This is a genomic window from Corallococcus interemptor, assembly GCF_003668875.1.
GTDB classification, from domain to species: Bacteria; Myxococcota; Myxococcia; order Myxococcales; family Myxococcaceae; genus Corallococcus; species Corallococcus interemptor.
The window spans coordinates 1-24,322 of sequence record NZ_RAWM01000099.1 but is presented as its reverse complement, the minus strand read 5'-3'; the positions used below and the strand labels follow the sequence as shown (position 1 = coordinate 24,322).

Annotated in this window: 20 protein-coding genes; 2 read left to right on the top strand and 18 right to left on the bottom strand. The window is 69.7% G+C overall.

Annotation, left to right across the window (positions count from 1 at the left end; all coding sequences use genetic code 11):
- Positions 1-5: 5 nt before the first annotated feature.
- Both D7X96_RS28140 and D7X96_RS28135 read left to right on the top strand, forming a co-directional pair.
- Complete coding sequence (locus D7X96_RS28140; protein ID WP_121722621.1) at positions 6-1,931, top strand: hypothetical protein; 1,926 nt, start codon at positions 6-8, stop codon at positions 1,929-1,931.
- Positions 1,928-4,051 (top strand): coiled-coil domain-containing protein, encoded by a 2,124-nt coding sequence (locus D7X96_RS28135; protein ID WP_121771161.1) that lies wholly within the window; start codon positions 1,928-1,930, stop codon positions 4,049-4,051. Before D7X96_RS28140 ends, D7X96_RS28135 begins: the two co-directional genes overlap by 4 nt.
- A 9-nt stretch (positions 4,052-4,060) precedes the next feature.
- Here D7X96_RS28135 and D7X96_RS28130 read toward each other — a convergent pair whose 3' ends face one another.
- The 18 genes from D7X96_RS28130 to D7X96_RS28045 form a co-directional block, all read right to left on the bottom strand.
- On the bottom strand, positions 4,061-4,555 hold the full coding sequence (locus D7X96_RS28130) for a hypothetical protein (protein WP_120550701.1): 495 nt from the start codon (positions 4,553-4,555) through the stop codon (positions 4,061-4,063).
- Positions 4,552-8,379: a type VI secretion IcmF C-terminal domain-containing protein gene (locus D7X96_RS28125; protein WP_121771160.1), complete on the bottom strand. Its 3,828-nt coding sequence runs from the start codon at positions 8,377-8,379 to the stop codon at positions 4,552-4,554. Before D7X96_RS28125 ends, D7X96_RS28130 begins: the two co-directional genes overlap by 4 nt.
- 2 nt (positions 8,380-8,381) lie before the next feature.
- Positions 8,382-8,636 carry a hypothetical protein gene (locus tag D7X96_RS28120; RefSeq protein ID WP_121722614.1) on the bottom strand — a complete coding sequence of 85 codons (255 nt, stop codon included), beginning with the start codon at positions 8,634-8,636 and terminating at the stop codon, positions 8,382-8,384.
- A 71-nt stretch (positions 8,637-8,707) separates the two neighbouring features.
- Positions 8,708-9,349 (bottom strand): DotU family type IV/VI secretion system protein, encoded by a 642-nt coding sequence (locus D7X96_RS28115; RefSeq protein ID WP_121771159.1) that lies wholly within the window; start codon positions 9,347-9,349, stop codon positions 8,708-8,710.
- Positions 9,350-9,361: 12 nt separating this feature from the next.
- Entirely contained in the window at positions 9,362-11,008 is a 1,647-nt protein-coding gene (locus D7X96_RS28110; protein ID WP_121722612.1) for a type VI secretion system baseplate subunit TssF, read from the bottom strand.
- 36 nt (positions 11,009-11,044) lie between these two features.
- Positions 11,045-11,671 (bottom strand): hypothetical protein, encoded by a 627-nt coding sequence (locus D7X96_RS28105; RefSeq protein WP_121771158.1) that lies wholly within the window; start codon positions 11,669-11,671, stop codon positions 11,045-11,047.
- A gap of 13 nt (positions 11,672-11,684) precedes the next feature.
- Positions 11,685-13,358 carry a hypothetical protein gene (locus D7X96_RS28100; protein WP_120550688.1) on the bottom strand — a complete coding sequence of 558 codons (1,674 nt, stop codon included), beginning with the start codon at positions 13,356-13,358 and terminating at the stop codon, positions 11,685-11,687.
- Positions 13,358-13,747, bottom strand: coding sequence for a GPW/gp25 family protein (locus tag D7X96_RS28095; RefSeq protein ID WP_121771157.1), 390 nt, complete (start codon positions 13,745-13,747; stop codon positions 13,358-13,360). The genes D7X96_RS28100 and D7X96_RS28095 overlap by 1 nt, the downstream gene beginning before the upstream one ends.
- 6 nt (positions 13,748-13,753) lie before the next feature.
- Positions 13,754-15,004: a type VI secretion system baseplate subunit TssK gene (gene tssK / locus D7X96_RS28090; protein WP_120550690.1), complete on the bottom strand. Its 1,251-nt coding sequence runs from the start codon at positions 15,002-15,004 to the stop codon at positions 13,754-13,756.
- 90 nt (positions 15,005-15,094) lie between these two features.
- Entirely contained in the window at positions 15,095-15,679 is a 585-nt protein-coding gene (locus D7X96_RS28085; RefSeq protein WP_120550691.1) for a hypothetical protein, read from the bottom strand.
- Between the two features lie 55 nt (positions 15,680-15,734).
- Entirely contained in the window at positions 15,735-17,225 is a 1,491-nt protein-coding gene (gene tssC / locus D7X96_RS28080) for a type VI secretion system contractile sheath large subunit (RefSeq protein ID WP_120550692.1), read from the bottom strand.
- Between the two features lie 40 nt (positions 17,226-17,265).
- Positions 17,266-17,910: a type VI secretion system contractile sheath small subunit gene (tssB, locus tag D7X96_RS28075; RefSeq protein WP_120550693.1), complete on the bottom strand. Its 645-nt coding sequence runs from the start codon at positions 17,908-17,910 to the stop codon at positions 17,266-17,268.
- 135 nt (positions 17,911-18,045) lie between these two features.
- Positions 18,046-18,942, bottom strand: a complete 897-nt coding sequence (locus tag D7X96_RS28070) for a type VI secretion system baseplate subunit TssG (protein WP_120550694.1) — start codon at positions 18,940-18,942, stop codon at positions 18,046-18,048.
- A gap of 5 nt (positions 18,943-18,947) precedes the next feature.
- Complete coding sequence (locus tag D7X96_RS28065) at positions 18,948-20,036, bottom strand: type VI secretion system protein IglI family protein (RefSeq protein WP_120550695.1); 1,089 nt, start codon at positions 20,034-20,036, stop codon at positions 18,948-18,950.
- Entirely contained in the window at positions 20,029-20,415 is a 387-nt protein-coding gene (locus D7X96_RS28060; RefSeq protein ID WP_120550702.1) for a DUF4280 domain-containing protein, read from the bottom strand. Before D7X96_RS28060 ends, D7X96_RS28065 begins: the two co-directional genes overlap by 8 nt.
- Positions 20,416-20,428: 13 nt before the next feature.
- Complete coding sequence (locus D7X96_RS28055; RefSeq protein ID WP_121771156.1) at positions 20,429-22,144, bottom strand: acyl-CoA synthetase family protein; 1,716 nt, start codon at positions 22,142-22,144, stop codon at positions 20,429-20,431.
- Positions 22,145-22,150: 6 nt separating this feature from the next.
- The gene (locus D7X96_RS28050; RefSeq protein ID WP_147468414.1) at positions 22,151-23,065 is read right to left on the bottom strand and encodes a hypothetical protein; all 915 of its coding nucleotides are present in this window, start codon (positions 23,063-23,065) and stop codon (positions 22,151-22,153) included.
- A 144-nt stretch (positions 23,066-23,209) separates the two neighbouring features.
- Positions 23,210-24,322: cyclic nucleotide-binding domain-containing protein (locus tag D7X96_RS28045; RefSeq protein ID WP_244219751.1), on the bottom strand; the 1,113-nt coding region annotated here is incomplete at its 5' end.

Sequence of the window (24,322 nt, the reverse complement as noted above, 5' to 3'; positions counted from 1 at the left end):
TGCGCATGGCGCTCCCCTTCTCCGAAAAGCTGAAGCTGGAGCTGACCGTCACCGCGGGCGAGCAGGCCTTCGCCATCCCCGGTGGACAGGTGAAGGACTTCTCGCTGCGGATGACGCCCACGGGCTTCCGCTGCGAGCTGACGTTCTGGACGACGCTGGAGAAGGCGGACGCGGCGCTGTTCACCGCGTTCAGCAAGCCGGACCTGGTGCGGGTGCGCCTGGCGCTGTCCGGCGTCTTCGACCCGCCCACCACGCCGCTGGTGGTGCAGGGAATCGTCACGGAGAAGCGCCTCTCCGGCACCGCGCACGGCAACAAGGACAGCGTGGCGGTGGCCTTCCGCCAGTACACCGTCACCTTCGAGGACCCCGCGCGGGTCCTCTGGAAGCAGCACCGCCCGGTGGAGCTGCACACGGCGAAGAAGCTGTCGGAGCTGCTGGACGCGCACAAGCCCGGCGGCCTGCTGCTCACCTACGACTGGGACGCGCTGGAGGAGAAGCACGCGCTCTTGTGCCTGGGCATCGGCGACGACCTGGCGGCCGCGAGCTTCTACGACTTCGTCCTCTGGTTCGTGGACACGCGCGGCGGCGTGCTCACCTACGACAGCCCCAAGGACACGTACACCTTCTCCGCGAAGAAGCCCGCCACGGGCACCGTCACCGGGCTCAGCCGCAAGCACGTGGCGCGTGTGGACGTGGAGCTGCCGCCCGTCATCCGTCACAGCACGCGGGTGCTCAACGCCTTCGGGGCCGGGGCCACCACGGTCGCGCTGGAGCAGTCCCAGGCCGTCGCGGGCATCCAGCACGACATGCTGGTGCGCACGCCCATCGCGGCGGAGGCCGAGCAGCGCCAGTCCCTGGAGAAGGGGCGCCTGCGCGTGCGCAAGCGCCGCCTGCGGCTGACGTTCAGCGACATGCCACCCGTCGCGCTGCACCCGGGGGCGCTGCTCAAGCTGGATGGAGGGCGCTGGAGCCCGGACCTCACCGGCCTGGGGGAAGACCACCGCGTGGCGGAGCTGGCCTTCGACGGTGTGGGGCTCCAGGCCGGTCCGCACGACGGACCGCAGGAGACGATGCAGGGCTACACGGTCAGCCTCTCCGTGCTGCTGGAGCAGAAGTCGGATCCGGTGCCGGAGCTGCCCGCGTACCGCGCTCCCCGCTACCCCATCTACGTCGAGGGCAAGGTGCACAGCCCCGGCGGCGAGGCCTCCGACCGCATCTACCTCCAGGTGGATGATCAGAAGACGTCCGTGACGAACTACCGGGTCGCGATTCCGCTCTGGAACAAGACGGTGAGCGTGCCGGCGGAGCCCAACCAGTTCCCGGGGACGTTCTACTTCCCGCCGTACAAGAACGAGCGGGCCCTCATCGCGCTGCACTTCGACCACGCGGAGCTGCACCGCTTCCTGGACTGGGGCGAAGGCGTGCGCATGCCCCAGGACAGCCAGGGGGATCAGATCCTCTTCGGCAAGAACGGTACGAACCAGACGGCGCTCACGCACGACTACCAGGACAACAAGCCGGTGTGGAACCTGGGACGGGTGAACTCCAGCGACACGGAGATCATCCGCCTGTCGGAGGGCCACCTCCTCATCCAGACGAAGGAGAACTCCGGCGGCGCCACCACCACGCCCACGTACGACGTGACGCCGCAGGTGGAGACGGCGAAGGGCGACCTCACCGCCGGAGTGGACGGCGCGGTGAGCGACGCGACGGCGGCGTACAAGGAGTCGTCCGCGGCGGTGAACTCCAAGCTGAACGCGGCGACGGAGGAGACGGGCGCGGCCCTCGCGGCGGCGGAGGCCCAGGTGAAGGGCAAGGCCGCCGAGTCCCGCGCGAAGCTCACCGGCGCACTCAACGGGCTGGATGGACAGGCGGGCGCGCTCGGCGGCGCGGCCGCTGAAGCCAAGGCCGCGCTCGCGGGGCTGAAATGAACGACCTGCGCGCCACGGTGGCGAAGCACAAGGCGGCCGTGGAGGGCTTCGGCTCCGGCATCACGCCGCGCCTCGCCTCGGCCAAGGGCGAGGTGGAGGCCCTGGCCCAGGGCGTGGTGGAGCAGGTCTCCGCGCTGCGCCCCTCCATCAGCGCAGCGCTGGGAGGCCTGCTCGCGCAGGTGAACGCGGCGAACGTGACGTTGGCGGACCCCTCCCCCCGCTTCCAGTCGCTGGCCACGGAGGTGGAGGGGCATCAGCAGGCGCTGACCGCCTCCAGCACGACGGCGCGCTCGCAGGCGGAGTCGCTGGGCCAGGAGGCGACGGCGAAGAGCCAGGGGCTGGAGGCGCAGGCGAAGTCCTCCGCGGAGGCGTCCCAGGGGCAGCTCACCGCGCTCCAGCAGCAGGTGGCCCAGAAGTGCGACGCGGACAAGAAGTCCTTCGACGCGAAGCTCGCCAAGCGCAAGGGCTCCAAGGAGGAGACCGAGGCCCGCCGCGCGCAGGGCTACGCGCTGATTGAACAGACGCGCTCGCAGCTCACGCAGGACCTGACGGGCGTGGGCTCCACCCTCGGAGCGGCGCTGGCGGCGGTGCTGGTGCGGCTGGCCACCTCGCGTGATGCGGCGACGGGCCGCAGCACGCAGCTCACCTCCACGCTGGACAGCGCGGTGAAGGACCCGGTGAGCGCGCTGGAGGCGCTGCACCAGGAGATCGTCAACGCGGGCACGACGGCGAAGGACGCCCACCAGCAGCAGCAGTCCGCGCTGGAGGGTCAGCGCAAGACGCTGGTGGATCAACTGATGGCCGCGGCGGCGGCGGCGGCCGGCATCGTGGATCCGCTGGACACCCAGGTGGCCCCGTCGCTCACGGCGGGCCAGACGCAGGCGGACGGGGCGCTGGACACGCTGGGAAGAACCATCAGCGGCCAGGTGGCCAGCGTCACCGCGCAGCTCACGGCGGTGGAGAAGTTCATCGACCAGGTGCAGCAGCAGGTGGAGAGCGCCATCACCACGGTGAGCGGCACCATCGACGGCGTGGTGCAGGGCGCGCTCACCGCGGTGGAGACCATCAAGGCGCCGTTGAAGGCCACGCTGGAGGCCGCCTTCACCACGCTGGACACGCTGGTCGCGACCATCAGCGCCCTCAAGCAGCAGGTGATGGCGCTGTTCGAGTCGCTGCCGCAGCTGCTCGAACAGCTCCAGACCCTCTTCCAGCAGATCGTCGGTTCGCTGGAGTCACTGCTGGAGCGCGCCATGGGCCTGCTGGACGCCATCCCGGCCGCGGACCTGCCCAAGCCGCTGGTGAGCCCCGCCGTGCAGGGCATCAGCCAGGTGGTGGGGCAGATCACCACGCAGCTGGGAACGATTTCGTCCCAGGTGGGCACGCAGCTCCAGGCTGTGCAGAAGACCATCGTCTCGCAGGTGGAGACGGTGCAGACCCAGGCGCAGACGCAGATCGACACGGCGACGACGCAGGCCGTGACGCAGATGGGCACGCTCACCCAGTCCGTCCTCCAGGGCATCGAGCAGGCCTCGACTCAAATTGGCCAGATCGTCGCCGCGGCCGTCACGCAGATCGGCACCGTGAAGGATCAGGGCGTGCAGCAGATTGAGGCCATGAAGGCGCAGGTGGCCGCCCGGGTGACGCCGCTGGACACGCAGGTGCCCCAGCGCCTGGAGGCCCTGGACGCGCAGGTGGGCTCCGGCATCGACGCGGCGGTGCAGGCCATGCAGTCCGCGCGGGACTCGGCGGAGGGCCAGGTGACGTCCGCGAAGGGCCGCCTGGATTCGCACCTGGGCACCACGAACACGTCCGTGACGGCCGGGCTGACGTCGCTGGAGACGGCCCGAGGCAGCGCGGAGACCTCCCTCACCACCCAGGCCGATTCCGCGCTGGCGGCCTTCAAGCAGCGCGCGGAGGGCCTGAAGTCGGGCGCCCAGACGCAGGTGGATTCCGTGTCCACACAGGCCACGGGACAGAAGCCGCAGCTGCTCTCACCGCTGGACGCGATTGGCGCGCAGCTCCAGGCGGGGGCCTTCGCGAAGCCGGTGACGGCGGCGAACGGCCGGGTGACGGCCGCGCTGAACGCGCTGGGCCCGAAGCTGGACGCGCTCGCGTCCTGACGCCCTGCCCTACTTGGGCGTCGCGACGGCCTCGGGCGCCTTGGGCGCTTCCGGGGCCTTGGGCGCCGCAGGCGAGGACTCCTGCGCGGGCACGCCCTTGGGCAGGTCCGTGCGGATGCGGCTCTCCTGCAGCTCGATGTCCACCGTCTTGGGCACCGGCACGTCCAAGAGCGCCTGCCAGGCTCCATTCGGCGTGGTGAAGAGGAAGCTCACCGCCACCGCCTGCTCCGGCGGCAGGGGCACCTTCACCTGCTTCGTGTTGCTCGGGTAGATGACCACCGTCTGGAGCACGGACTCGTCCGGGCTGATGACCTTGGCCGCGACGTCCGAGTAGCCCTCCGTCATGGACGTCTTCGACACCGTGCGGATGAGCATGTAGAGCGGCCGGCCCTGGTTGGTGCCCGGCGGCGCCTTCACGTTCACCGTCAGGCTGGGCGCCGCGCAGCTGCCCGCGACCACCGCCGTCACCAGTCCCGCCGCCAGCCTCACGCCCCTGCCCTTCATGGCACCACCCCACGGAATGGCGCCCATGGCTCGCCGCGCAACCCGAAGCTGATCTCCAGCACCTTCTCGTTCGCCGCCAGCCCACGGCCCGGCAGCACCCACACCACGTTCTGCTGATCCGTCAGCGTCGCGGACTCCAGCAGGCGGAAGCAGTTCCACGACGACTCCGACATCTCCATGGAGCGGTAGCGCTTCCCATCCCGCTGCGGCGAGCGCAGCTCCACGCCAATGGACGACGGCTGCGGGCTCCACCAGCTCAGCGGGAACTCGCTCCACGCCGGCCGCTGGTTGAACCCGAACGACGCCGCCCCGCCGCACTTCAGGTACGACAGCGTCACGAAGCTGTCCGGCGTGGGCGCCGTCGGCAGCGGCAGCGGGCGCACCTGCATGGCGATGGGACGCGGCTTGCCCTCGTCATCCCAGAGCATCCTGGACAGGCGGCCCAGCTGGCCCAGCGCGGTGAGCATGCGCGGCGGCAAGAGCAGCCGCGACTTCAGCGGGTAGCGCAGGGACCAGTCCGTCCCGCGCTCCTCCACCACCGGCGCCAGCACCTGCGTGACGAAGCCCCAGAAGGCCCCGTCCTTGCGGCGCAGGACCTCCAGCTCCACGGGGTCGACTTCCTGCGACGCGCTGGGGTTGAACGGGTAGCGCTTCACCAGCGGGTCCAGCGTGCGGCGGGCCTGGTGGGTCCACTGCTCCGCGATGACGCGCTCCAGCTCCGCGCGGCCCCGGTTGCGCACGACGATGAAGGGCTGGCGGAACGGCTGACGGAACTCGCCCACCAGGCCGTGCTGATCCAGCCACGCGTCCACCCGGCGCAGGTACGAGTCCTCCTCCTCCAACAACATGCTCAGCCCCACCCGCCCCACCGGCGACAGCATCTCCGCCAGCTGCGAGCCGGCCGAGGACGCCGTCGCGCCAGCGGCCCCGGGCGCCGCCGGATTCGCGGGCGCGGCGGGCTTGGGCGTCGCGGGCTTCAGTCCGGACAGCTCCTGCTGAAGCTGCGACACCAGCGTGGTGTACGAGGCCAGCTCCGTCAGCGCGCCGTTCTTGTCCGCGGTCATCAGCTGCACCACCGGCTTGAAGGGCGCCACCGCCTCGCGCATGGGCGCGTAGTACTCGCTCTCCAGGGGGCCCACGCCCGCGCGGACCGCCACGTCGCGCAGCATCGCCTCCAGCGGCGAGGACGGCTGCAGCAGCACGGACAGGTCGCTGGCCAGCGAGCCTCGCGGCGTGGTGCGGAAGCGGTAGCCCCGGTACGTCGCGTACAGGTCCTGGCCGTAGCGCTTCGCGAAGGTCTCCACCTTGCCCTGCACGAAGGTGGCGCGCTCCACGGCCTCCTCGCGCGTCAGGCTGGACTTGGCCAGCCGCGTGGTGAACTCGTCCACCAGCGGGGCCAGCTGCGCGTCGAAGGCGGCCTTGCCCAGCACCTTGCCCACCACCGGGGCCTGCCCGCTGGCGAACTCCGTGTCGTCGTCCCCCACCCCTTCGCTGGCGACTTCCGACGTCGTCTCGCCCGCGCGCGGGTTGAACGAATCGGCATTGAACGGCGTGCGGCCCGTCTCCTTCAGCGTGCGCAGGACCTTGTCCAGGAGCTGCCGGGACACGTCCATGGGGCGGAACGTGAAGTCGCGCCGGAGCACTTCCACCTGGTAGCGCGCGTCGCCGTCGCTGGGGGCGAAGAGGCCGTCCGCGCGGGTGAGCAGCTCCGCGGGCGTCATCCGGGCGGCGGCGCGCAGGGCGGTGTCGGCCTCGTCCTCCATGCGCAGGATGGCCTCCAGCGTCTGGCGGTTCTGGCGCTGCCAGTCCAGCGAGTCCAGCAGGCTGCCCACGCCCTTCAGCTGGCTTGCGTCCGGCTCCGCGTCCGACGCGTTGATGAGGTCCATCAGCTTGCGCGCGGAGTAGTACGGCGCGCTCTCCGCCAGCGACGTGCGCAGGCGCTCCCGGTCACCCGCCAGCGCGGCCCACCGGGACAGATCCAGCTCCTTCGCGGACAGCACGTCCTGCAGCTGCGTGAGGTGCTCGCGCCACGGGCCCAGGAGGCTGTCCATCGTCAGCCAGCCGTAGGGCCAGCGCGTCCAGGGGACGTCCTCCGCGAAGGGCTTGTCGCTGGCGATGACGTAGTTGGCGACCATCGGCTCCGCCAGGCCCATGGCGTCCAGCCAGTTCCGGTCTGGATCCCCGTCGGACAGGCTCAAGCCATAGGCCTCCGCCGTCCAGCCGAGCTCCTTCTTGTACGGCCCACGCACGCTGCGCAGCATGAAGTGGCCCAGGCCCTCGTTGCGCGAGCTGTACAGCACGCCCAGCGTGTAGAGCACGTGCTCCGGCCGGCACAGCGTCTCCTGGTGGCAGCTGTCGTCCGCGGCGGGCGCCACGGGCAACGGCGCGGCGCGGGTGCCCCGGCCGGTGAACACGGGCGCGGGCTGGCACCCCGGAATCTGGCTCGGGCAGCGCCGGCACTGGTCCTGGCACTTCTCCAGCATCGGCTTGAGGTAGGACATCCGGATGCTGCGCGCGAGCCGGGCCCGCAGCTCCTCCCGCTCATCCGTGAAGCTGTGGGCCAGCGGCGGCCAGTAGCGCGTGGAGTGCCACAGCTGCTCCATGGCCTTCACCGCGTCGGTCGTCTGGGCCTCCACCACGGAGCCGGACACGCTCTGGTTGCGCTCCTCCAGCCGCTGCACCGTCACCTGGAACGCGTCCAGCTTGTCCTGCGTGCGCAGGATCAACCCGTAGAACCGCGCGTACGCGAACAGCACCGGCAGGCACCCCACCGCGAGGATGACCGCGCACCGGCGCAGGTGCGTCCAGCGGTAGTCGCGGACCAGCAGCTCCGCCGGCTGATCTCCCTGCACCGCCAGCGCGCCCGTGGGCGGGGCCTCCGCGCCGTGCGAGGACAGGTAGACGCGCTTGAGGCTCAGCGGGAACGCCAGCGAGCCGCCCTCCATCAGGGTGGACACGAAGCGGCCCAGCGCCGCGAAGGCCTCGCCGCCGCGCGAGTAGAAGTTCGCCAGCCGCTCGAACGCATCCGGCGACAGCGAGGTGAGGCCCAGCGCCAGGTACTTCTCCATGGGCTGGAGCGCTTCGGCCAGCTCCCCTTCCCTGCCGCGCGGAGGAACCTCCAGCTCCAGCGGCACGCCGTTCTTGCGCAGGAGCTGCGCGAAGTCCGCGTAGCCGTCCAGCGTGTCCATGTGCGTCAGGACGAGCCGCGTCTCCACGGGCGACTGGCACACCTCCGACAGGAGATTGACCTTGCCGCGCAACAGCTGGGTGACGCGCTTCACCTCGTCCGGCGAGGTCTCCAGCAGCCAGCTCACCTTCAGGACGATGACGGCCCGGCCCTTGTGCTTGCCGCCGAAGGTGGCCTTCCACAGCCGGCGCAGCGCGCGCCGCGCGTGGTGCGAGTCGTCCTCCAGCACGGGCGCCGCCAGCTCCTGCACGACGACCTCCGGCCCCAGGAACACCTTGAGGAGCGGGTCGTCCGTGTAGCTGGGCATGAACTGGCGCTGCTGCCGCTCCCAGTCCACCTCCGCTTCGATGAGGTCCGACTTGCCGCTGCCCGCGGGGCCCAGCACCACCAGCGTGGGGAAGTCCCGCACGGACGCGCGGAAGCGCCACGGCAGCTTCGACAGGAACTTCTTGCGGACGGCCAGCAGCTGCCCCGACGCGAGCGGCTTCTGCTCGCCCGCGAGCGAAGGGCCCCGCTGTTGCCGCTTGCGCCACCAGAGCGTCACGCCCACGCCAATGGCCGCGAGCACCACCCCGATGCCCAACACGAGCACCCAGTGGGCCTTCAAGGCCGCCAGGAGGGACTGGAGCGCACCCACGGTCAGCCGCCGCCCCTTCCGCCCGGCTTCACGGCCAGCTGGAGCGCTTCCAGCACGTCCTCCGCCTCCTCCAGCGTGGCGGTCAGCTTCGCGCGCAGCTTCTCCTGCTCCTGGGGCGACGGCAGCATCCCGTCCCCGGGAGGATCCAACGCCACCAGCCCCTCACGCACGGAGTCCAGGAGCGGCTGCACGCCCTGCTTCAGCTGCCCCAGCTCCGCGCCCACCCGCTGCTCCAGCGCGTCCAGCAGCGCGAGCATCGATGGAGCCTTGGGGGGCGGAGCCTTGGCGGCCGGCGCGGGCGGCCGGGGGTCCTTTGCCGGGAAGGGCCTCAATTGGAGACCCACCACAGGAGGACGGGCAGCCCCAGGACGATGGCCGCCGTCACGGCGTAGTAGTGCACCGGGAAGTCGTAGACGGTGGGCACCGAGGGCGGCACCACCGGCGCGGGCGGCGCCATGGCCGCGGGCTGCGGGATGCGCTGGGAGATGCGGTCCTTCAGGTCCCGGATGCGCTCCGGCTGCCCCACGAGGCGGCCGGTGAAGCCCGCGGCCAGGCAGAAACGGATCATCTCGAAGACGATGGGCGGGGTGTCGTTGCGGCGCAACTTCTCTTCCACGAAGTCGTAGAAGAGGTCTCCGCCTGCATCAACCTGAAACAGGTTCTGCTGCAGGAGCGGCCAGAGATGTTGCTCCGCGTCCGCCAGCCGCCGCAGCACCCACTCATCCAGGAAGAAGACGAAGGGACGGATCAGATCCTCCACCTCGTCGGGCTGCATGTCCTCGCCGAACGCGGCGCGCAGGCGCTCCAGTTCCACCATCAGCGCCTGCTCCAGGTGGCCCAGCGCCTCCTGCCCCACCCTGCCCTGCGGACGGCGCGCACCCGGGGCAGACTCGGCGGGCAGGGCCCGGTCGAGGAGCTGGCGCACGCGTCGCTGCGTGGCCAGGAGTGCGTTCCAATGCTCCAGTTTCATGGGGATGTTTGTCTATGTTGGAAGCTGTAGCGGCCCCAACCCAGCCACCGAGGCCTTGAGATCAACGGTCGCCTCGTTGTTCCAAGCATCAAGCAGGTCCCTCAACTGCTCAAGAAAGCAGATGACGACAGGCTCGAAGCTCTGGTCGAAAGGCTCCATCACGGCCTCGTAGGCGTGGCGGAGCCCCGAACCCTTGAGCGCGCTGTCGGGCACCACACTGAACTTCAACTCCTTGAGCCAGGGAAGGACGCGGCGGAACGGGCTCTCCGCGGGGGTCCCCAGGTGACCCAGCAGGGCGACCACCTCGTCCCGGCCCAGCGTGGGCTTCGCCTTCCATGCGAGGAATTGCGTCAGCGCCTCGACATCATCCCGTAGCACGCTGTCGCGGTGGGGCTGGAGGCTGCCCACCGTCTGCCATTTCAGGCCCTCGAGGTGACGGCCCGGGATGGACACCTCCACCCTGCCCGCCGCCTGCGCGGAGAACTGCGGCTGGTGCCACAGCGCCTCCAGCACGATCTTGCGGGGCGCGGTGAAGGCCTCCGGCATGCGCACGATGAGGCTCTGCCGGGACGCGAGCTTCTCATCGAAGGTCTCGTCCACCTCGTAGCTGGGGCCCTTGCCGGGCAGGAACGCGGGCCTCAGGGGCGCCAGGCCCGCCTTGGTCATCTCGAAGACGCCCGTCACCGAGTGCAGGGTGAACTCGCGCCCCGCGCTCATGCTGATGATGGGGTGCTCCGCGCGCGTGCCGTCCGCCACCACCACCTGCGCGGGCTCCGCCTTGAGGTTCACGACCGGCACCGTGAAGAGCTGGAAGAAGTCCGGGTGCAGCGAGCGGCCGATGTTCCAGTCCTTGTCCAGGTCCAGGCAGATGCAGAAGCGCATCCAGGAGCTGCCGCGCGGCGGCGGCACCTTCACGTGCACGAAGAGCTGCTGCTCCGGGAACTGGAAGAAGGCGCGCAGGCGCTGGAACGGGTGCGCGTAGAGGCCGCTGTCGTCCGGCGCGGGCGGGTCGCGGTTGAAGGACACCTCGCAGGGGCTGCCCACGGAGTGCTCGTCCGCCTCCTCGTCGTAGACGACGCTCACCTGCTTCACGTGCTTGCGCAGCGCATGGAACACCGCCAGCGACGAGCGGTAGTCGTCCAGGTGCCGCACGTGCAGGCTGAGCACGTCGATGGGGTCCTTGCGCGCGAAGCGGGACTCGAAGCGCAGGATGAGCCGGTGGCCGCTTCGCACCTGCGGCACCACGTCCGTGCCCTTGAGGAAGATGGGCAGCACGCGCAGGTCGCGCTGGAGCCGGAAGGAGCCCGCCACGCCCTCCGCGGGCGTCAGGCGCAGCTCCGTGCCCCGGGTGAGGAGCACCGGCTCCACCATCTTCTCCGTGGGCACGGCCTGCGCCATGGCGGCGGCGGGCACGGGCTCCAGGAGGAAGTCGAAGAAGCCCGCGAACAGCCGGCGCCAGGTGGAGCGCAGGTTGTGCAGCGTGGCGTGCCGCGTCTGCACGGAGAAGAACGCCATCGCCTCGATGAGGCGGCGCACGTCCGGGTCCTCGCGGTCCAACGGAGCCGCCGGGTGCCGCTCCTGGAAGCGCTGCCGGAAGCGCTCCAGCCCGTCCAGCTCCGACAGGAAGTCCAGGTAGATCTTCTCGGAGAAATCCTTCACCGCCCGCTCTCCCGCCGTACGTCAATCGTTGCCATGTCAGCCCAGCTTCACCAGGGTGCCGCCCACGCTGGTGATGGAGCCCTTGAGGTTCGCCATGCCGGAGCTTTCCAGGTCGAGCTTCCCGGTGCCGGCCACCTTGGTCATCGCGCCGGTCATCTCAGCCTGCGACTTGCCGGCGAGCTTCAGCGTCACGCCGTCCACCTTCGCCTCACCGCCGGAGGTCACCATCTCCGCGCCCATGTTGCCCTTCATGGCCAGCTTGGACGTGGCCTCGATGTTCACGTTCGCGCTGGAGGACAGCTTCGCGTCGCTGGTGGCCGTCTGCGTGAGCTTGGCGCTCGTCTTGAGCGTCATGTCCTTGGTGCTCTCCACCGTGAGCGTGTCCTGGCTGGTCCACTTGGAGACGCCCTTGGACTTCATGGTGATCGTGTCGGTGTCGAAGGTGAGGTCCTTCACCGTCACCACGATGCTGTCCTGCTTCTGCACGATGGTGCTCGTCTCCTGCTGGCCCTTCACCGTGATGGTGATGCTGGTGCCGTCCATCACGATGGTCTGGGTGATCTGATCATCCCCATTCTCGACCTGGACGGTGATGCCGCCCTTCTTGTCCAGTTCGATCTTGCAGACCAGCGTGCCTGCCGCTCCCGGTCCTGAAGCTCCCATCGTCCCTCCCGCCTCAGGCGGACTCTTCCTTCACCAGGATGAGCAGGTTGCCTTCCTTGAGCTCGACCTTCTCCGTGTCGCTTTCGTTCGTGCGCTGCAGGCGCCACAGCGGCTTGTTGTCCTCGTAGAAGTGCCGCATGGACGTGCCGCTTGTCGTCGTCTTGCCGACGAGCAGGTGCACGCCCTGCCCGTCCGAGGGCAGCCGCGCGCCCGCGCGCCAGTCCAGGTGGCGCTTGAGCCAGGCGCGCAGGAAGTCCAGCGCCACCAGCACCCGGGCGCCCTTGTAGGCCGGGAAGTAGAAGTGCCCCGGCTGCAGGTTCGCGTTGAAGGGCACCTGGACAATCTGGTTCGCGAAGAGCGGCAGCTTGACCTTGTAGCTGTCCAGCGAGGTGGCGTCGTCCGTGTACGCCTGCCAGGTCTCGTCCTTCTTCTCGCCCACCTCGCTGACGACCAGCCCCTCCACGAAGCGCGGGTACACCGGCGCGGTGAAGGGCGGCAGGTCCACGTGCGCTTCCGCCTTCTTCTCCAGCCGCGTGGTGAAGGTGATGAGGAAGCGGCTCTCCGGCTTGGGCCGCCGGACGGGCTCCTCCCCTTCCCCGCCCGCCGGAAGCTCGCCCTCTTCCACGGGCAGCGGCTCCGCGCGCAGGTTCATCCGGCGCACCCGGAAGTCCTGCGTGGCCGGCACGCCCGCGGCCGTCCAGCCGGCCGTCTCCGGCAGCTTCACCAGCGCGCCCGGGGCGAAGGCCACCGCCGGGAAGCGGTTCCAGTCCAGCTCCACCTCCAGGCCGCGGATCTTCAGGCGCGCCGTCTCCAGCGTCACGCGGGCCTGCACGTCGTCCGCGATGTCCGTGCGCAGGAGCACGTCCTGGCGGACGCCGGTGACGGCCTGGGCGTTGGTGATGGCCTGGTTCTTGGGGCTCTCCGCGGCGGCGTTGAGGACGGCCACGTCGTGGCGCGCCACCTCCGGGAACACCACCGACACGCGCTCCACGTCCGCCGCGCGCAGGGTGATGGGCGTGGCGCTGGCGTCCTTGGCCGCGCGGAACTGGTAGCCCTGCGCCGTGTAGTCGTACGCCAGCACGCCGTTGCGCGTGTGCGTGAACCAGATGGCCCAGTCGTAGAAGCTGGCGCCGGACTCCGGGGACAGGCCCAGGAAGATGAGCGGCAGCGTCTTGTCCAGTTGCGCCGCCCAGTCATTGGCCAGGGCAATCTTGTCGCCCTTGTGCGCGTCCAGCACGTCCTGCAGCGTCTTCTGCGTGTAGAGCACGCAGGGATGATGCTGCGTCCAGAGCAGCCGCGCGGGATCCACGAAGCGGACGGTGTAGTGCCGGTAGGTGATGCCCGCGCCCTTGGCCTGGGCGACGGACTCCTCCGTGAGGGCCTTCTCCTGCACCAGCCCCTTCACCTTCAGCGACGTGAAGGTGGGCTTCGTCGCCGTGTCGGAGTGCACGGCCTTGAGCTCCAGCGCCACCTCCGCCAGGTCCGGCTTGAGGAAGTCCGCCAGCAGCTTGTCCTGCTTCTGGCCGCCGTGCGCCGTCTCGTCGAGGACGCGGAACTCCACCCGCCCCTCGTGCCCCCAGCCGTGCAGATCCAGCTCGAAGGCGAGCACGTCCGACGAGGGGATGGCGTGCGCCGTCCCGCCAATGGTGAGCGTCAGGCCCAGGTCCAGGCGGTCGGCGAAGGCCATCAGGTGTCCTCCGCCTGCACGCGCACCCGGCCGGTGGTGGAGTGGAACATCAGCGACAGGTGGCAGGGCTGCCCGTCGAAGGTGCCCTTGCAGTCGAAGTAGAGCCACAGCGCGCTGTCGCGGCCGCGCAGCTTCACCTCCGGGTCCACCAGCCGGGGCTCGTGCTGGGTGATTTCCTGCTGGATCTCAGCGGTGAGCGCTTCGACCAGCTCGCGCGTGCCCAGCTTCTCCGTGTACCCGCCCAGCCCGAAGTCGTGCATGAAGTAGCCGTAGCCCTTCTTCGTGTTGAGCACGGCCTCGATGTTGCGCATCACGTGCTCCAGGCTGTCGCGCGTGTTGGCGCCGTCCTTGCGGGCCGCGAACTTGTCCAGGAACGGTGCGCGCCCCATGGGCTTTCAGCTCCTCCGCCAGAACAGCGACGTCTGGGCGCCCCTGAGCGCGGGCGTCACGTAGAAGGCCAGGCCGTCCTCGCGCAGCGCGTGCTGCCACTCCTCGCCGTTGCTGAGGAGATACCAGTCGATCTCCGGCCCCAGCGCGTGCGGGAAGGACGGATACGGCACGTGCTTGAAGGGCACGCCCTTCAGGGCCTGGCGGCGCACCAGCGGCAGCCGCGAGGGGCTGGCCAGCTTCACGCCGTCCAGCGGCGTGCGCTCGCCGGGCTGGGTGCGCTGCACCAGGAGGTACGCCTCGCTGGCGGAGCGGATCTCCGGCGGCAGCGGCGTCATCTGGAACTGCCCCTCCTTCGCCTGGAAGGCCTTGTGCGTGGAGCGCGTGGCCTCCGGCTGGAAGCTGCGCGTGAGCAGGCGGATCCACCCGCCCAGCGACTCGTTCAGCGCGTCGTGCTGGTACACCGGCATCTGCTCGTCCGGGAGCATCTCCAGGTAGCAGCACGCCTCGAAGTACAGCCGGCGCAAGCCGTCGAACAGGTGGTACGGGTGCACGTACACCTGCCGGAACATGTCCCGGCGCAGGGCGATCAGCCGCTGGACTTCAAAGAGCGCCCGGCGCGCGTTGGTGAGCCGGTCCGTGCGCAGGTACGTGTCCGAGATGTTGGTGAGCAGCTGCTGGCGGACCTGATCCAGCAAATCGTCCAGCGTGGTGAGCAGCCGCTCCAGGAAGGGGTTGGGCCCCACCAGCAGGAGCGCCGGCACCCAGTCCGGGGACGTGTGCCACGCGCCGTCCTCGTCCTGGGACACGGCGGCCAGGCCCAGCGACGCGATGGTGCCGTCCAGCACCGGCTCCGTGGACAGCTGCAGCTTGTGCAGCACGCGCTGGAGCACCGGCGGATCATCCGCGTACAGGCGGATGCCCTCCGCGCTGACGGTCTCCTTCAGCACGTGCAGGTAGACGATGAACTCCGTCTTGCCCACGGCCTCCAGCGACAGCGGGGAGATGACGGCGTTGCCCGGGACGTCCAGGAGGTCCCCGGCCTTGGTGACGACGGTGAGCGCGGAGATGGACAGGCTGCCGCTCTGCAAGAGCGACTCGTTCCAGGCCAGGTTCGCGACGCCGTAGGACGGCAGGCCGGACAGGGTGGCATGGAGGCGGATCTCCGCGTCCAGCGCGTCCTCCTGCGCGACGAAATGCTCCGGAAGAAGCGTCTGGCCAACATGCCAGCGGACCCGTGCGAGCTTGTACCGCTGCATACGCCTTGGTTTCCTTCCACCCGCCTTGAACCCGGCCGGGAGCCAGAAGTCCTGCTCCCGGCCGGTTCTAGGCTCGGACCGCGGCCAACGCTACTTGGCGGCCGCTTCGGTGATGCCCCACTTCTTCGCGATCTTCTTCGACGCCGAGGTGGCCAGGTTCAGCGACTGCTCGGTCGCCTGCGGCTTGATGCCGATCTGGAACGTGAAGTTCTTGGGCGACTGCACTTCACGCGACTCGTTGTCCGCGACGGACATGTTCAGGTCGTCGCCGTTCTTCTCGAGCAGGCCCTTCATCTCCGCGTCGAGGAAGTTGGACTTGAAGTACTTCTTCCCGATGGGGTCGTACTCGTAGATGACGTACTTGAAGTTGACTTCGATGTTGCTGAAGTTGCCCAGCAGCATCTCCGCGATCTTCTGCTTGTTCGCCACCGACACCTGGCCGGAGAAGTACATGGCGTCCGTCACGCCCGTCTCCCACAGGTAGTGGTTGAGGACGGCGACGACCTTGTCCGCGATGGCCGCGTCCGGGTTCTCAGGATCCTTGATGGTCTCCTGATCCGCCGCCAGCGCCTCGCCGCCAATGGTGATGGCGGTGATGTAGCCCACGGGGGACTGCTTGTCCTTCTTGAAGTTGAAGCCCTGATACACGTCCAGGCTGCGCGAAAACTGGGGCATCTGTCACTCCAGGGGTTGGGGGGCAGGCACTCACCTGCCCCAAGTGGGGTGCGGCTTATCCGAGCCGCGACTCGAGCATCAGCTCCACGTTGAGGCCTTCGAACTGGATGTGCGGGAGCACGGCCAGCTTGCAGTCGTACCAGCCGATCTCACCGGGGCGCGGGAACACCACCACGCTGCTCGCCTTGAACGGGAAGCGGCGCACGGTGAGGTCGTCCGGGTTGGCCACGGTGGTGACGTAGTTGGACAGCCACGAGTCCAGCTGCCGCTGGATGTAGGGCGCGTCCGCCGTGTTGCCGATGTTGTCGCGCATGATGCACTTCACGTAGTGCGCCAGCCGCGTGATGGAGAACGTGTAGGCCAGGTTCGTGACGAGCTGCGAGTTCTCCGAGTCCTTGGGGTCCTTGAACGTCTTGGCCACCTTGGCGGACTGGGTGCTGAAGAACGTCGCGTCGCTGGAACCCTTGCGGTACACGAGCGGGATGAAGCCGCTGCGCGCGAACTCGTACTCGCGGTAGTCCGGGATGGCGATCTCCACCGGGGCCTTGATCTCCTCCTGGCCGCGCAGGGTGAAGGTGTCCACCGGCAGGCCGGAGATGAGACCGCCGCCCTTGGGGCCGCGGATGGACTGGCACCAGCCGGAGATCTCGAACGCCTTCACCATGTTGCGCGCGAGCAGGATGGCGGAGTTGCCCCAGAGGTACTTGTTGGAGTCGCCGCTGGCCGTCTCGGTGAAGTTGAGGACGTCGCAGGGGTTCTTGTCCGGGTGCCAGGGCAGGCGCAGCACGTAGCGCGGGAAGGTCAGGCCCACGTACGCGGCCTCCTCCGTGTCGCGGAACGCGTTCCAGCGGCCGAACCGCGGGTGGGCGAGCACGCCCTCCAGGTTCTTGATGGCCTCCATCTCCTCGATGGTCTCGCAGCCGAAGAACTTGTGGTTCACGGCGGAGATGAACGGCGCGTGCGCGGCGTTGGAGATCTTCGCCATGCGCTGCAGCCAGGTCAGGTCCGCGGGCGACGAGGAGAAGTCGTACAGGCCGACGATGGCGCCAAAGGGACGGCCGCCGTACTGGTCGTACTCCTGGATGTAGACCTTGTCGAACAGCGCCCCGGCGAAGATGTTGCTGGAGTTGTTCTCGAAGTCCTCCGCCAGCTCATCCTTGCCGACGTCCAGGATGTCGATGGCGATGTTGGCCTTGAAGTTGGTGTGGCTGACCAGGTCGTCCAGGCCGCGCCACGTGGACTCCAGCTTCTGGAAGGTCTCGTTGTGGAGGATCTCGTTCATCTGCGCGTCGATCATGCGATCGATGCGGCTGATGACGTCCAGCACCTGGCCCTTGTCGAAGCGGGGGGCGGCGTTGTCCGGGCCCTCGACGGGGGCCACGTTCTGCAGGAGCGCGGCGACGCTGGAGAGGAAGCGGCTCTCCAGGGTGACCTGCTGCTCGTCCGCGGCGGGCGCGAAGTTGGTGGTGATCATCGGCGCCGATTCCTGGGGCGGATCGAGCCGGACGCTGGTGAACAGGCGCTTCAGGTAGGTGGTCTCAGCCATGGCGGAGTCCTTTTAGAAGTCGAAAGAGTGGGAAGGCGGATCAGGAGGCGGCCGGGGGCTTGGCACCCGCGGCGACGGTGGCGGCGACCGCGGCCGTGGCGGCGGCGGCACCCGTGGCGGGCTTGCCAGCGGCGGCGGCGGTGGCGCCCGCGGGCGCGTCCGTCTTCGCGGTCTCTCCGGCGGGCAGACGCATGGTCTCGTAGCCCTTGAGCTCGTTGAGCAGCTCCTTGAGCGCCTCCGGCTTGGAGAACAGCTCGTAGAGTTCGCGGCGCAGCTCCTTGCGGTTGTCGATGTTCGACTGCATCTCCACCAGGAGCGTCTTCAGCAGCAGCAGCGCCTTGAGCTTCGGCACGTGCTTGACGATCTCATCCGGGTGGAAGGACTTCATCCGGTTGATGGGGAGCGTGACGTTCAGCGAGGCTTCCACGTCCGGGTTGATGCGGTTGGGGACCTCGAAGTTGGCGGACATCTTCATGTCCTTCATCAACTCGTCGAGGTTGCGGCCATCCACGCTCCGCAGCTTCCGGGTCTCCAGATCCTGCTTCCGGTCCTCGGAGGACTTCAGGGAGAAGTCGCCCATGACCAGGAGCCGCAACGGCAGGTTCACCGTCTCCTGCTCGCCGTTGATGGTGGTGCGGTACGTGAGGGTGATGCGGGATTTGGGAAGCTGGTCCTGAATGGCCACGGTGACTCCCTGACAGACGCAGTGCGTGTGATGCCCCCCGTACTGCCCTACCGCTCCGGGAGTACGCGCTGCCGAGTGAACATTTACAGCCTAGGCGCGATCAGGAAATCCCGTCAACCAGCCGACATGTCAGGTCTAGCGGGGTTCTGATGATCGCAATTGAGCGGTGTCCCCCGTGAACAGGAGGACCTCCTGGGTCTGTTCCGGGCCTCCTACCAGCGGCTCGTAGCCCAGGTGGCTGCCGTCCTGCAGCCGCGCCCAGCTGCTCTGATCACGCAGGCAGAGGATCACGGCGAGCGCGAGCGGCGTCTCCGCGAGGCTCGGGAGGATGCGGGTGTTGAGGCGGCGGCGGGCCTCCACGGCCCAGGGGACGCCGGTGCCGGAGTGGGGCTCGTTGAGGAACAGCCGCACCTCCACCCCGCCCGTTGGAACGGTGGCGAAGCCGCCCACGGCGCTGCCATCCCCGAGCGCCGCGGCGCCCAGGCGGATGCCCTTGGCTTCGATGCGCTGGCGGCGCGTCTCGCGGCGCACCACGACCTCCGCCTCCGGGAAGACCTTGGCGAAGAGCCAGTGCAGGCTGCTGGGGCACGCGAGGCGCAGCAGGCGCAGCCGGTGCGCGGTGGAGTGTTCCCACCCGGGGAGCAGGGACTCGTCGCGATCCGGGAACTGGCCCGCGAAGCGCGTCCGCAGCAACAGGTGGTCAAAGTAACCCAGGAAGTCAGCCATCGTGTCCTGCTCCAGGCGATCCATGGCCTGGAAGATGAAGGATGGCAGCGGCGTCTGGAGACTGAGCAGGCCCAGGTTGACGGTGATGACCACGCGCTTGCGCGGGTGGCGGGAGAACTCGATGGCATGCACCAGATGGGGCTGGTGCACGGTGCTGCGGTGGCTGCGGAACTCCACCTCCGCCTCGCCGTAGCCCTCCTTGGCGAGCAGGTCCAGCAGGGCCGGTACGTCGAAGCTGCGGATGCGCTCGCTGATGCGCTCCTCGACGGTGGGCTTGCGGCCCGGCTGTTCGCGCTCCAGTGCCATGGGGGCTATTCGTCGTATTCCGAGCCGCCGCGGGCCTGACGCGCCTGCGCGACGAGGAACGCGTCCAGGTCCACGCGGTAGAGCTGATCCATGGCGCGGAAGGACAGCGTCTCCGTGTTGTGCAGCATGGGCTCGATGGCGTCCGCGTTCTGCGCCAGGCCATTGAAGAAGCCGGAGAAGAGCTGCGGCAGGTACACGCGCGGGTCGAAGCGCTCCACGGTGGCGAGCACGTCCACGGCGATGACGCTCGCCTTGGCGTAGTCCTCGCGCTCCAGCAGCGCCTCGAAGGCGGACAGCTTGCGGACCAGCTGCGCCAGCGCGGGCGACATGGGGACGCTGGGGCCCGGGTCCTGCTCCGGCTGCGCGCGCGAGGCCTTCTTCTTCACGCGAGCGGGGCGGACCTCCTCTTCCTCCTCCCCGTCGTCGTCCTCTTCCTCGTCGTCGTCCGGAGCGGCGGCGAGCTGGGACTCCGGCTCTGGGGCCGCGGCCCTGGGCTCCTCCGGGGGAGGCAGGTGGGGCACGGCCTGGGCGTGGGCGCGCAGCGCGCCGAGCAGCGTGCGCATGGCGTCCATGCACGCGGGCTTCTGCAGGATGGCGAGGGCGGCGATGAGCGGGTCGCCCAGGGCCAGGGCCTCATCCATGGGCTCGCGGTTGCCGGGGGCGCTCCAGGTCTGCCATTGCGCGTCCTTGAGGCGCGAATGGTGTTCCAGGTGCTTGCCCATCATCTTCAGCAGCCAGCGAAGGCCCGTGTCCGCGAAGACGAGCTTCTTCTCCACCGGGCCGAAGAAGTCCCAGTTCTCCGTCAGGGTGCGCTTGAGGGAGCGGAACAGGACGGGCAGCGCCTTCATGCCCTCCGCGAAGAAGTGGCCGAAGAGGTACGGCCCCACCAGGCGCACGTCGCGGATGCCCTGGCGCAAGAGCCCCTCGGCGGCGCGGGCGGCGTCCGCGTACTCGCTCTTGGCGACGAGGCCGGTGATGGCCTCCAGGCGCGGATCCGGGCCCTCGGACTCGTCGAGCGGCACGGGGGCGGTGGTGAACTCCGTGTCGAGCAGCGTGAAGTCGACCGGTGCCAGCACTTCCGCGGGGCTACCCATCGATGGCCACCATCTGTCCGGGGACGACGACCTGGATGACGCCGCCGTAGCTGCACATGCACTTCGAGTTGCTCTCCAGGGCCGGCATGTTGCCGATGAGCACCGTGGGGCACCCGGGCACCCAGGGGGCCGCGGTGGCGGGGATGCAGGGCATGGGGGTGAGGACTCCGAAGGCCGCCGCGGTCGCCGCCGCCACCATCGGGTTGGCCAGGGACTGGCACATGCCGAAGGGCAGGATGTTCATGAACGGCTTGTTATCCATGATGTTGGCCGCGGGCGTGGTGGCCAGCACGCGGTTCGTGGGCAGCACCATCAGCGACGAGGGCGCCATCCCGAAGCTGCATTGGAGCATCGCTCCCATCACGACCTGCGCACCCATGTGCCGCTCCTTTTCACCGCGCTGGCGGCGGGCCATCTTCGCCCGAAGCCGCGGCGCTTTCCAACAGCCGGCTCCGGAGGGCGGTGAGGGCCTGGAACATCGGGTCCTTCGCCTTCTTGTGCAGCGCGCCGGTGAAGAACTGCGAGGCGCACCACGCGTCGTCGACCGCGCCCTCCACCCGGTGGGGAAAGAGCGGAAAGAACTCGATGCGGTCGGGCAGGAAGTCCCCGCCCAGCGACATTTCGATGCGCCGGTGGATCTCCTGCTCGCCGGACGAGGGAGCAGGCGCGGCCCCCGTGAAGGCCAGGAGGATGAAGCGCGACTGGCTGGCCAGGCCGCCGGTGGACACCGGCACCACGCTGGTGCCCTTGAGGAACGGCACGTCCTCCAGCGCGGCGGTGACCTCCTTCGCGGAGTAGGTCCGGCCTTCGCGCCGGAAGCCCTGCGTGCCCGCGTAGTGGTAGCGCTGGCGGATCCGCGCGAGCACGACGTGGCCCGGCGGGCGGTCCTTGTCCGGCAGGAGCGTCAGGACGCCCACGTCCGAGGGTGCCCCCTGCCCGCTCTCGTTCGGATCCTTCAGCGTCCACGCGCGGCCCGGCACGGGGAAGACGTCCGTGTGCACGTCCGTGTGCGGCTCCGTCACGTTGCGCGACGACATCAGCACCGCGCCGCCGGCGGCCGCGTCGATGAGGATGTTGGAGGACGGCACGGCCTGCAGGCCGCACTGCTTCACCCACGTGCGCCAGGCCTGCGCGTCGAAGGGCTCCTCCGGGTTGCGGAACCAGTGCTGCACGTTGCGCAGGGAAGCGCGGTGGCGAAGGAGCAGGTCGCGCAGCCTCGGCGTGACGCCCAGGGCTCGCACCGGGTGCTCCAGCAGCGGGGCCGGGTTGAGCGCCAGGTCCGCCATCTCCAGGTGCAGGTACGTGGCGCCGCGCAGCAGCGTGGCGAAGAGGAGCGCGGGCAGGTGCTGGAGCACCGGGAAGTCCGGCGCCGCGAGCAGGTCCCCCGGCGACAGGCCGAAGGTGAGCATCCCGTCACCGATGGCGCCCTTCCACGCGTCCTCCGCGGTGAGGGGCACGGGCGTGTGCGGCGGATCCACCAGCGGAGAGAAGAGCAGCCCCACCACGTCCGAGGGCTTGTACGTGTGCGACGTGAAGCCCGGCGCTCCCCTCCCCTGGCTCTTGAGCAGCAATTGCTCGTAGCCCTTGAGGAGCGGGAGCTGGTGGGGCTCCGAGGCGATGAAGTCCGGCGTCAGGGCCTCCAGCCGCGTGGCCATGGCGCGCGGGCCCATGGGCGGCAGGAGCGTGAAGCAGCCTCCCAGCTTCAACGTGGCCAGGAGCGATACGAGCAGCTCCTGCCCCACGCCGTGCACCAGGCACACCTTCGCGCCCGGCTCGACGCCCTGATCCGCCCACTCGCTGGCGCGGCGCGAGGCCAGGTCGTGCAGGGCCTTGTAGCCGAGGACCTGCCACCCCTGGATGCGCTGGTGCGTGCGGAACGCGGGGCGCTCCAGCGCGACGTGGCGCACGATGAGGTCGTGGAAGAAGTCGTACTGCTGGCCCGGGCGGCTCTTGGGCGGCGGGACGCCCCGGCCCGCGTGGCCCTCCGCGAGCGCGATGGCGAACCCGTCCGGATCCTCCCAGCTCTCCTGCCACCACTTCGGGGCCCCGGACTCCGGAGCGAAGCCGGCTTCCAGTTGCCGGAGGATGTCCTTCACGTCGAAAGGCATGGGTGTCTAGCGAGAGGGAAAGTCGAAGCCGACCTTCACCATGAAGCGGACCTTGGAGCGCACGTTGCTGTCCGGGGCAATGGTCGTCAGCGGGGTCGCGCCGCGCTTCTGCGTCTGCTGCGGTGCGCGTTCGATGGACGTGGGTACCACGGCGCGCACCAGCGGGTGGCGGGACTGGAGCGGCGGCACGTGGAGGTCCACGTCCCGGCCGAAGAGCCACGCGCCGCAGCGCCACAGGACGTCATGGCGCCGGGTGAGCAGCGTCCAGAAGCGGTCGCGCGTCTCCGTGGCCTCGAAGAGCAGCGGTGAGTTTTCGCCCTCGCGGGCCTCGCCGGGCGCCGCGAGCAGCGCGCGCAGCTGCTGCGCCACGCGCTCCACTTCGCTCACGTCGTCGGGGGTGACGGGCGAGCGGCCGGCGAGCTTCGCCTCGTGCTGGCGGAACAGCTCCACCAGGCCCAGGCAGTCCCCCACCACGTCGCGGTGGCCGTCGGTGTGCGCGGCCGCCACGTCCGCGGTGGCGAGGAAGGAGGCCTCCGCGAGCGCCTCCGCGGTCTTGAGCAGCTTGCGGCGCAGCTGCTGCGCGCGGTCGAAGAGGGCTCCGAAGGTGCTGGCCCTCATGTCGCGCTGCACGCGCAACGCGGCGTGGGCCAGTCCCTGGGCGAGCAGTGGGAGCTCGCGCAGCTCCTCCAGCTTCACGCCCGGGAGCGCGGCGACTTCCGACTCGTGGGCCAGGACGCTGTCCACGCCGCGCTTCGTGTTGTGGAAGGCGAGCGCGATGTTGGAGCGGCACTCCTCCAGGGCGCCTTCGAGCGCCTTCGCGGGCGCGAGGAAGGCGTCATAGCCGGGCTCGGAGGCAAGGGCTTCCAGCTCGGCGATGTCGTCGGGCCCCAATCCCGTGGTCGCGTGCTGGCCTCCAGCCATGACGGGGAGGATAGCGGGCGATACCGGGGGTCACAACCTGACGCCCCGCGCCGCGTCCCCACGGGCCTGTTGGGCCGTCCGGAGTGGAGACGGCCGGGGGACTCGTGGGGTGGGACGCGGACAGGAGGACCCGCGAGGGCGCTATCAGACGAGGATGAGGTCCTCGTCGTCGTCGCCGGGCTCCGTCCCGGACGGGCTGCCCAGCACGTGCTCCGTGCGGCGCAGGCGTTCGTCGCTCAGGTCCGAGACGAGCATCAGGACCTGCGGGTGGCTGGAGATGAGCGAGTCGAAGTCCTCGCGCGGCAGGCGCAGCAGCGTGGTGTGGCGCGTGGCCTCCACGGTGGCGGTGGCCGGCGTCTTCTGCAGGAGGGAGATTTCGCCGAAGAGATCCCCTTCCTTCAGGCTCGTCAGACGCTGCCCGTTCTTGCGGACCTCCACCTCGCCGGAGAGGACGACGTAGAGGCCGTCGGTGGCGTCGCCTTCGCGGATGATGACCTCGCCGCGCTCGACGTCGCGGGCCCGGAAGCGCTCCACGAGGTTGCGGCGGTCCTTGCGGTTGAAGGGGCGGAACAGCGCGGAGCTGCTCATCACGTTCGCGAGCAGCCGCTCACGGCAGAACTTCTTGAGCGCCTTCGCCACGGGCGGGTGGCTGAGCGAGAGCGTGGCCAGCACGGCGGCGGAGATCTCGAGCACCTGCGTGTCGTCGTCCGCGGACTCCACGGAGGCGGCGCGCGGGGCTCCGGACAGGAGCGCCATCTCGCCGAAGAAGGCGCCGACCTCCAGCGTGGCCAGGTCCTGGCGCTGGCCGTTGTCCTCGCGGAAGACGCGCACGCGGCCTTCGCAGATGACGTAGAAGGCGTCGCCGTGCGAGCCCTGCGCGAGGATGCGCTCCCCGGGGCCGAAGCGGCGCAGCGGGCAGCGCTCGAAGAGCTGGATGAACGCGTCGCGCGGCAGGTCGGAGAAGAGCGGGATGGACGGTAGCGCGTCCCAGGTGCCGGGGCCGGCCTCCTCGGTCAGCTCGTAGACGGGCTCTTCTTCCGGCGCGTGCTCGGCCAGTCCGCGCTGGGCCGCGAGCTCCACCGCGTGCAGCAGCGAGTCCGCTTCGATCTCCAGCTCCGTGAAGCTGGAGACGCGCAGGGACGCGCGCCAGGGCTCCGGGGCTCCGGCGGTGGTGGGCACCACGGAGGCTCCGGCGGCGGGCGTGACGGGAGGCCTGGCGGGGGGCGCGTCGGTGCGGCGCGGGCGCAGGCCCGGGGG

Coding starts and splice junctions, on each gene's coding strand:
- D7X96_RS28095 (WP_121771157.1), bottom strand. CDS start 13,747: ATGGGGCGCGCACCGTTCCTGGACAAGTTCGCGGCCCGCAAGGACGGC.
- D7X96_RS28065 (WP_120550695.1), bottom strand. CDS start 20,036: ATGGGTAGCCCCGCGGAAGTGCTGGCACCGGTCGACTTCACGCTGCTC.
- D7X96_RS28100 (WP_120550688.1), bottom strand. CDS start 13,358: ATGGCCTTCGCCGACCGCCTGGACCTGGGCCTGACGCTCACCATTGGC.
- D7X96_RS28130 (WP_120550701.1), bottom strand. CDS start 4,555: ATGAAGGGCAGGGGCGTGAGGCTGGCGGCGGGACTGGTGACGGCGGTG.
- D7X96_RS28135 (WP_121771161.1), top strand. CDS start 1,928: ATGAACGACCTGCGCGCCACGGTGGCGAAGCACAAGGCGGCCGTGGAG.
- D7X96_RS28120 (WP_121722614.1), bottom strand. CDS start 8,636: ATGCTCGCGCTGCTGGACGCGCTGGAGCAGCGGGTGGGCGCGGAGCTG.
- D7X96_RS28140 (WP_121722621.1), top strand. CDS start 6: ATGGCGCTCCCCTTCTCCGAAAAGCTGAAGCTGGAGCTGACCGTCACC.
- D7X96_RS28050 (WP_147468414.1), bottom strand. CDS start 23,065: ATGGCTGGAGGCCAGCACGCGACCACGGGATTGGGGCCCGACGACATC.
- D7X96_RS28055 (WP_121771156.1), bottom strand. CDS start 22,144: ATGCCTTTCGACGTGAAGGACATCCTCCGGCAACTGGAAGCCGGCTTC.
- tssK (WP_120550690.1), bottom strand. CDS start 15,004: ATGCAGCGGTACAAGCTCGCACGGGTCCGCTGGCATGTTGGCCAGACG.
- D7X96_RS28115 (WP_121771159.1), bottom strand. CDS start 9,349: ATGAAACTGGAGCATTGGAACGCACTCCTGGCCACGCAGCGACGCGTG.
- D7X96_RS28105 (WP_121771158.1), bottom strand. CDS start 11,671: ATGGGAGCTTCAGGACCGGGAGCGGCAGGCACGCTGGTCTGCAAGATC.
- D7X96_RS28085 (WP_120550691.1), bottom strand. CDS start 15,679: ATGCCCCAGTTTTCGCGCAGCCTGGACGTGTATCAGGGCTTCAACTTC.
- tssC (WP_120550692.1), bottom strand. CDS start 17,225: ATGGCTGAGACCACCTACCTGAAGCGCCTGTTCACCAGCGTCCGGCTC.
- D7X96_RS28070 (WP_120550694.1), bottom strand. CDS start 18,942: ATGGCACTGGAGCGCGAACAGCCGGGCCGCAAGCCCACCGTCGAGGAG.
- D7X96_RS28060 (WP_120550702.1), bottom strand. CDS start 20,415: ATGGGTGCGCAGGTCGTGATGGGAGCGATGCTCCAATGCAGCTTCGGG.